Below are 7631 nucleotides of genomic sequence, written 5' to 3' on the forward strand. Positions count from 1 at the left end.
GGGGAGTCAGATATGTCAGTTCCAGGCGGATCGGCTTTCAAGCCGGTCACGGACCGTCCATGGGCGGCCCTGATGGCATTGTGCATCGGCTTCTTCATGATCCTCGTGGACATGTCGATCGTGGCCGTCGCGCAGCCCCAAATCAAGGATGCGCTCGACGCGAGCGTCAGTGGAATCGTGTGGGTGACGAGCGCATACCTGCTGACGTACGCCGTGCCGCTGCTGATCGCAGGCCGGCTCGGAGACAAGATCGGACCGAAGAAGGTGTACCAGGCGGGTCTGCTGGTGTTCACCCTCGCGAGCCTCTGGTGCGGGCTGGCCGACTCGATCGGCGAGCTGATCGTCGCCCGCGGCGTGCAGGGACTGGGCGCAGCTCTCATCACGCCTCAGACGATGGCGTTGATCACGCGCATCTTCCCGCCTGAGCGTCGCGGTGCCGCGATGGGTGTCTGGGGAACCGTCGCGGGCGTCGCCACCCTCGTCGGCCCGCTGCTGGGCGGAATCCTCACGGACTCGTTCGGCTGGGAGTGGATCTTCTTCGTGAACTTGCCGGTCGGTCTGATCGGCCTGGTTCTGGCGCAGATGCTGGTGCCCGACGTCGAGACGCACGACCACAGGTTCGACTGGATCGGAGTGATCCTGTCCGCTGCGGGACTCACGGCTATCGTGTTCGGCATTCAAGAGGGTGAGAGCTACGACTGGGCCGCATGGATCTGGAGCCTGATCGGCGGCGGCATCGTCTTCATGGTGTTGTTCGTGCTGTGGGAGAGCAAGATGCGCGCCGAGCCGCTGGTGCCGCTGAGTCTTTTCCGCAACCGCAACTTCACGCTGTCGAACATCGGAATCATGTCGATGGGCTTCGCAGTCTCCGGTTCGATGATCCCGATCATGTTCTTCCTGCAGCTCGTCGGCGGGATGTCGCCCACCCGATCCGCGCTGGTCATGGTCCCGATGGCGGTCCTGACGGGCATTCTCGCGCCGATCGTCGGCCGGATCCTCGACCGGGTGCACCCCAGTCTGATCGTCGCGACCGGACTGCTCGGATATGCGATCGCCACTGCGTGGGCGGGCTTCGTGTTCCATCCGGAGACGCCGGTCTGGCTCCTGCTGCTGCCGACGATGCTCATGGGCGTCTCGAGCGCCGGCATCTGGGCGCCCCTCGCGGCGACGGCCACACGAGACCTCCCATGGCATCAGGCGGGCGCCGGTGCGGGCGTCTACAACACGACACGAGTCGTCGGGTCGGTCATCGGTTCGTCGGCGATCGGTGCGTTGATGATGTCGCGTCTCGCGGCCAACGTCCCCGGCGCGGACTTCGACCACAGTGAAGGCGGCGCGACCGGGCAACTCCCCGAGATGATCCGCGGCGGATTCGCCGACGCGATGGGCCAGTCGATCTATTTGGCCGCGGGCATGCTGGTCATCGGCTTCGTCGCGACGCTCTTCCTCAAGCGGCCCGCCCACCAGGGTGCGCCCGCCCCCGCGAAGGACTCTCTGTCAGCGTGAGGCGCGGACTTCGATCGCGTCGATGAACAGGCCTAGTGCGACTTCGAACTGGTCTTGGTCGTCGACGTCCGGGAGATGCTCCGCGACAGACGCCAGGTTGGGGAAACGATCCGGGTCCACAGACTGGTACTCGCGACTCCACGCGAGGCGGTCGGCAGCGAGATCGTCGGCCGGCAGGGTGGCGATGGCCGCCTCGAGAGCCGCGTACGAGAGAGCCACGTCGACGAGCGCGCGGTAGTACGACGCTGCCTCGGCGCCCTCGATTCCGGCGGACAGCAACGCCCCGATGACGAGGTCGGCCCCGGCGAACTCGGCCTCGCTGCGGACGGTTCGCCCCGCGACGGCCACCGCCACGTGGGGATGCGTCCGGCAGGCGTTGCGCACGCTGTGGCCGAGCACGCGGAGGGTCTCGCGCCAATCGTTCGAGGGCTCGATCGCGCTCACTGCCTCCCGGAGCAGGCGGTCGGCGAGTGCGAGGAGCAGGTCGTTCTTGTTCCGGAAATGCCGGAGCACAGCGGTGTGGTCGACGTCGAGGGCCCGGCCGAGGCTGCGGAAGGTCAGCGCGTCCGCGCCGTCGGAGTCCATGATCGCAACTGCCGCGTCGATCACCCGATCGCGTGTCAGTCGGGGGCGCGGGGCGTCTGGAGTAGTCGGCACACCGGTGATCCTACGTGCCGCGGCTGTGTCGTTTCGGTGATGTCACCGCTGTTGACAACTGTGGTGACAAGGTGGTTGCATTCGAGTCGTTCCACTCGAGCAGATCCCTCCCAAGGAGCTCACCCGTGCTCATTCGTCATCGCGCCGCAGCCGTCACTGCAACGGTCGCCGTGTCCCTCGGTCTCGTCGCAGCGCCGGCCGGCGCGGTGCCGGAGCCGGAGTCGCTCCCCGTTCTGCCGCACGTGATCTTCTACAAGACGACGACCATGGCGCCGTCGTTGACTCCCGTCGAACTCCCGAGGGTCCCCGGACGACTCGACGCGACGTATCGCTACCAGGGCAAGACGCGGACCTTCGACGACTACCTTCGTCGCACGTCCGGACGCGCGCTCGTCGTGCTCCACGACGGCAAGATCCTCGACGAGCGCTACTTCGCCGGCTACACGATGAACAGTCACTTCAACTCGTGGTCGGTCGGCAAGTCGATCACCTCGACGGCAGTCGGCATCGCGGTCGGCAAGGGCCTCATCAAATCGGTCGACGATCCGATCACGAAGTACCTCCCGGAGTTGAAGCGCTCCGGATACGACGGCGTGCCGATCAAGCACATCCTGCAGATGTCGTCCGGTCAGAGGTACGACGAGTCGAACTACGCGAACGTCACCGACGGGGCGACCGGTACCACGATCCGGATGGTGCTCGGGCAGCCGTTGATCGATCAGGCCCGCCAGTCGGTCCGGAGGATGCCGTCGGGCAAGAAGTTCAACTACGCCTCGCTCGACACGTTTGTCCTCGGCCGCCTCGTGACCAAGACCAGTGGTCAGCCGCTCGCCGCATTCGTGCAGAACAACATCTGGAAGCCGGCCGGGATGAAGAACCCGACGCCGGTCGGTGAGGACTACTACGGTTCGGCGATCGCGTACGCCTCGTATCACGCGACCACCCGCGACTTCGCGCGCTTCGGCCAGTTGTTCGTGAACGGCGGTGTGGTGAACGGTCGCCAGGTGGTGCCCGCCGCATGGGTCAAGGAAGCGACGTCAGCGCAGTCGGCGCAGGTCGCGAACGGTGAGCTGTACGACGGATCGGTGTACGGCTACGGCTACCAGTGGTGGCTCGGCGACGGTGACCGAGGCGACTTCCTGGCCGTCGGAATTCTCGGCCAATACGTGTACGTGTCGCCTCGCGACAACGTCGTGATCGCGCAGAACAGTGAGGATCTGCAGGCCGACACAAATATGGAAGAGGCGCTGCCCGCGTTCCGCGCGATGGCCGATCGGATCACTTCTCGCGACTGACCGCGTGCCGGAATCGGGAATTGTCAGACCCCGCTCGTAGTATTTCAGGCGAGTCGATCGCTGAGATCAGGAGAGGGGGAGCGGTGAGCCAGTCGATGTACGAGATGGAGCCTCTCTTCGAGCTTGATCTCCCCGAGCCCGCCCCTGCCCCGACAAGGAAGAAGGCGACGCCGAAGCGCCGAGTGGCGTCTGCTCCGCCTGCTCCGGCCGTCGATCCAGAAGTCACCTTCCTTCACACCGCCGACTGGCAGCTCGGGATGACTCGCCGCTTCCTCCCAGGCGAGTCCCAGCACACGTATGCCGCGGCCCGCGACGCCGCCGTCGTACGCATCGGTGAGGTGGCCGCGGAGACCGGCGCAGAGTTCGTCGTGGTCTGCGGTGATGTGTTCGACGATCCTCGAGTCTCCACCCGCATCATCCGCAGGACGCTTGATTCGCTCGGGGACTATCCGGTCCCCGTCTACCTGCTGCCCGGCAACCACGACCCACTCGACGCGACAAGCGTGTACACGTCGGCGGAGTTCGTGCGTGCGTGCCCGGCGAACGTCCACGTTCTCGACAAGCCGGGGGTGATCCGCATCCGCGAAGGGGTGAGCATCGTTGCGGCGCCGTGGCACACCAAACACCCGTCGTCCGATCTGATCGCCGACCAGCTGGCCGCCCTCGGACCGTCGGACGACATCCGGATCGTCGTCGGCCACGGCGGTATGGACAGCCTCAGTCCCAATCCGGATCCGTCGATCGTCGCCAGTGCAGGCGTCGACGCCGCGACCACGGAGGGGCTCGTCGACTACGTCGCCCTCGGCGACCGTCACTCTGTCACGTCCGTCGGCAAAACCGGGCGGGTCTGGTATTCGGGCGCACCAGAGGTCACGGCGTTCGACAACGTGGAGACCGAGCCCGGCCACGTGCTGCAGGTGACCCTGCGGCGAGGCGGGGAGCGGTCGATCGACGTTCAGCGGCACCGCGTCGGCCGGTGGGCGTTCCGCACGCTGACCCAGGACATGAACTCGATCGCCGACGTCGACCGGCTGCGGGCGACGCTGAGCACGATCACCGACAAGCCTCAGACCGTGGTGCAACTCGGTCTCGTCGGCACGCTGACCGTGGCGGAGAACGTCGCTCTGGACGAACTGTTCGACGAGTTCGGCGACCGATTCGCGGCGTTGACGACCTGGGATCGCGAACATCACCTCGTCGTGACGTCCGACGACGCCGATCTCGACAGCCTCGACCTGCAGGGATACGCCGCGCTGGCGGCGGCGGAGATCGCCGACAGGGCGACCGACGAACCCGAGGCGCGATCGGCGCTGTCGTTGCTCTTGCGCCTGGCGGGGAGTCGAGCGTGAGGGTCCACCGGCTGAAGGTCGTGAACTTCCGCGGCGTCGTCGAGCGGGACGTCGAGTTCGCCGACACCGGCGTCACGGTGATCGAAGGCGAGAACGAGGCGGGCAAGTCGTCGATGGTCGAGGCACTCGACCTGCTGCTGACGACGCGCGACAAGAGCAGCAAGGCGAGCGTGCGGGCCGTGCAGCCGTCCGGCCGCGACGTCGGCAGCGAAGTGACTGCCGAGATCTCTTGTGGGCCATGGCGTTTCGAGTACTTCAAACGCTTCAATAAAGCGCCTGAGACGTCTCTGACAATCCTGGAGCCGAAACCCGAACAGTTGACCGGCAGAGCGGCCCACGAGCGCGTCGAGCAGATCCTCGATGCGTCACTCGACCGCACGCTGTACCGGGCATTGAGTCTGCTGCAGTCGACTGATCCTGAGTTGGGGGCGCTGACGGACAGTTCCGCGTTGTCCAGGGCTCTCGACCGAGCGGCGGGGGACGTCGACGTGGATCAGGCCGGGGAGAGCCTGCAGACGCAAGACCTTCTCGCTGCAGTCACAGCCGAATACCAGCGTTACTTCACTGCGGCGCAGGGCAGGCCGACCGGGGAGTTGTTGGCTGCCGAGCGGGCGGCCGCCGATGCGTCGAGTGCGGTCGCGGAGCGGGAACGGATCCTCGCCACCGTTCAGGAGGCGACGGACCGACTGCCCGGTGTCGCCGCCGCCATCGCCGAATACGCGGAGTTGGAGTCCGAGCAACGCGTCGAAGTGGCCAGGCTGGCTGCCGAGGTCGCCCAAGCCGACGCTGTTGTGGAGAAGCTCGACAAGTCGAAGGCCGTCGTCGCTCAGCGGCAGGCCGAGGCAGCCGCAGCCGCGAAGGCGGTCGCCGAACGCAAAGACCTTCGCGCGCGTCTCGGACAGGCGGAGTCGGACGTCGCATCCGGGCGTGCCGCTGTCGAGTCGTCGCGGAATGATGCCCGTGTGGCCGCCGAGCGCGCCGAAGAGCTCGGCATCGAGGCGACCGCGGCACAGGAGCGGCTGGCGGCCCTGCGTGAGCGAATAGTCACAGCCGAGGCTGCAGAAGTCGTCGCGCGCGACCGCCGCCGTCGTGCCGAGCTCGATGCGACCCTCGCCGAGGCGGCGCGACTGCAAGCTGAACTGTCCGGTGCGGTGAAGGTTGCGGCCGACTTTGTCGCGACCGACGCCGATGCGTCGCGCGCAGTCGACTTGGACCGCGCGATCGCTGCAGCTCAAGCGCGTGTCGACGCCGGAGCCCCGACCGTGATCGTCACCCCTCTCGGCGGTGGCGTGACCGTCGACGGGGAGGCGGTCACCGACGAGATCACTGTGAAGGCTGGGCGAGCGTTGTCCGTCGACGCGACTGACGTCCGCGTGCGCGTGGTGCCGGGCACCGACGCGCAGGCGTCGGCCGACGAACTCGAAGCGCTGCGCGACGAGGCGACCGCACTCGTCGACCGATGTGGTGTCGAGCGACTGTCGGACGTGGTCCCGGCCGCAGCACGACGCACCGAGGCGCTCGGCCGGATCCGCGAGGTGGAAAGAGCGCTTCGGAGAGAACTCGGTGAGCACAGCGTCGATGACCTGACGTCCGAGCGGGCCGCGGTCGACGCGCGGATTCCAGACGTCGAGCCGGGTGAGGTCGACGACCTCGGCGCGCTGCGTGTCCGTGAGCGCGACGCGGCGAACGCCTATTCCGCAGCCGAACGGGCTCGCGATGTGGAGTCGGCGCGAGTGCGCGAGCATTCCAGTCGCGCTGAGGTGTGGGAGACCTCCGGTCAACGGGCAGCTCAGACGGTGGTCGCCCTGCGTGAGGAGATCGTGCGGGCAGTGGCGGATGCGAGCGACGCCGACTTGGTGTCGGCATCGTCGGCCGCGGCGACAGACCTGGAGAACGCACGGGTTGTGGCGTCGAGAATTGCGCTCGACGCCACGCGGATGGACGTCCCTGGCGTGCGTGCACGATTCAACGAGGCGGAAGCGGCGCTGGACCGCACCCGCACGAAGATCGCGGACGAACGCAAGACGCAGACGGAACTGACGACCCGACTAGAGGTGTGCAGGAGCGACGGCCGCTTCGACGAACTGTCCGACGCCGTCGCCGAGAACGATGCGGCTGCTGCGACGCTGCGCCGAGTGACCGACCGCGCGGCCGGTGCGCGGGTGCTGTTCGAGACGCTCCAACGCAAGCGGACCGAGACCCGGGCCAGGTACGTCGACCCGTTCACGCGCCGTCTCGAGGAGTTGGCAGGCCCCGTGTTCGGAGAAGGCGTGCGGTTCGGAGTCGCGGACGACTTCCAGATCCAGACGCGCACCCTCGACGGGGTGACCGTCGACGTCGAATCGCTGTCGGGCGGGGCGCGCGAGCAGCTGGGCCTGCTCGCGCGGCTGGCGTGTGCGTCTCTCGTCGACCAGGCCGACGGCGTGCCGGTGATCCTGGACGACGCGCTCGGCTACTCCGACCCCAAACGGCTGTCGTCCATGGCTCAGGTCCTCGGCCATTCCGCAGGCGACTCTCAGATCATCGTCCTGACCTGCACGCCCGACCGCTATCGCGACGTCCGCGATGCGACGCTGATCGCCGTCTGACGCACTGGACCGCCCCCGGTGTTGGGACGCACGGAGCAGGTGCGCTAATGTTGCTCTCGCTTGACCCGCCCCCCTAGCTCAGGGGATAGAGCGTCTGCCTCCGGAGCAGAAGGTCGCAGGTTCGAATCCTGCGGGGGGCACAAGTGTCTGTACAGCCCACGCCATGCGCGTGGGCTTTTCAGTTGGCCTGGGCGAACTCCCAAACTCAGTACTGAGATGAGTACCCGAGGGCAATA

Annotated in this window: 5 protein-coding genes and 1 tRNA gene; 5 read left to right on the top strand and 1 reads right to left on the bottom strand. The window is 67.1% G+C overall.

Going from position 1 to position 7631, the window contains the following annotated elements; genetic code table 11:
• Positions 1-12: 12 nt before the first annotated feature.
• The gene (locus GM1_RS18210; protein WP_008381298.1) at positions 13-1506 is read left to right on the top strand and encodes a DHA2 family efflux MFS transporter permease subunit; all 1494 of its coding nucleotides are present in this window, start codon (positions 13-15) and stop codon (positions 1504-1506) included.
• On the opposite strand, the gene GM1_RS18215 is transcribed toward GM1_RS18210, so the two are convergent.
• Positions 1498-2163, bottom strand: coding sequence for a TetR/AcrR family transcriptional regulator (locus tag GM1_RS18215; protein WP_081604329.1), 666 nt, complete (start codon positions 2161-2163; stop codon positions 1498-1500). The two genes, GM1_RS18210 and GM1_RS18215, sit on opposite strands and share 9 nt — an antisense overlap.
• A gap of 125 nt (positions 2164-2288) precedes the next feature.
• Between GM1_RS18215 and GM1_RS18220 the strand changes: the two genes are divergently transcribed.
• The 4 genes from GM1_RS18220 to GM1_RS18235 all read left to right on the top strand — a co-directional run bounded on the left by GM1_RS18220 (position 2289) and on the right by GM1_RS18235 (position 7535).
• Positions 2289-3458, top strand: coding sequence for a serine hydrolase domain-containing protein (locus GM1_RS18220; RefSeq protein WP_008381300.1), 1170 nt, complete (start codon positions 2289-2291; stop codon positions 3456-3458).
• A gap of 83 nt (positions 3459-3541) precedes the next feature.
• Entirely contained in the window at positions 3542-4807 is a 1266-nt protein-coding gene (locus tag GM1_RS18225; RefSeq protein ID WP_008381301.1) for a metallophosphoesterase family protein, read from the top strand.
• Positions 4804-7395 carry an AAA family ATPase gene (locus GM1_RS18230; protein ID WP_008381303.1) on the top strand — a complete coding sequence of 864 codons (2592 nt, stop codon included), beginning with the start codon at positions 4804-4806 and terminating at the stop codon, positions 7393-7395. Before GM1_RS18225 ends, GM1_RS18230 begins: the two co-directional genes overlap by 4 nt.
• Positions 7396-7462: 67 nt before the next feature.
• Positions 7463-7535: transfer RNA gene (locus tag GM1_RS18235), tRNA-Arg, on the top strand.
• The last annotated feature ends 96 nt before the right edge of the window (positions 7536-7631 follow it).

Source organism: Gordonia malaquae NBRC 108250, from assembly GCF_000344135.1.
GTDB lineage: Bacteria > Actinomycetota > Actinomycetes > Mycobacteriales > Mycobacteriaceae > Gordonia > Gordonia malaquae.

What these genes read in the sequence shown, in the direction of transcription:
- GM1_RS18210 (WP_008381298.1), top strand. Translation starts at nt 13, where the DNA reads ATGTCAGTTCCAGGCGGATCGGCTTTCAAGCCGGTCACGGACCGTCCA.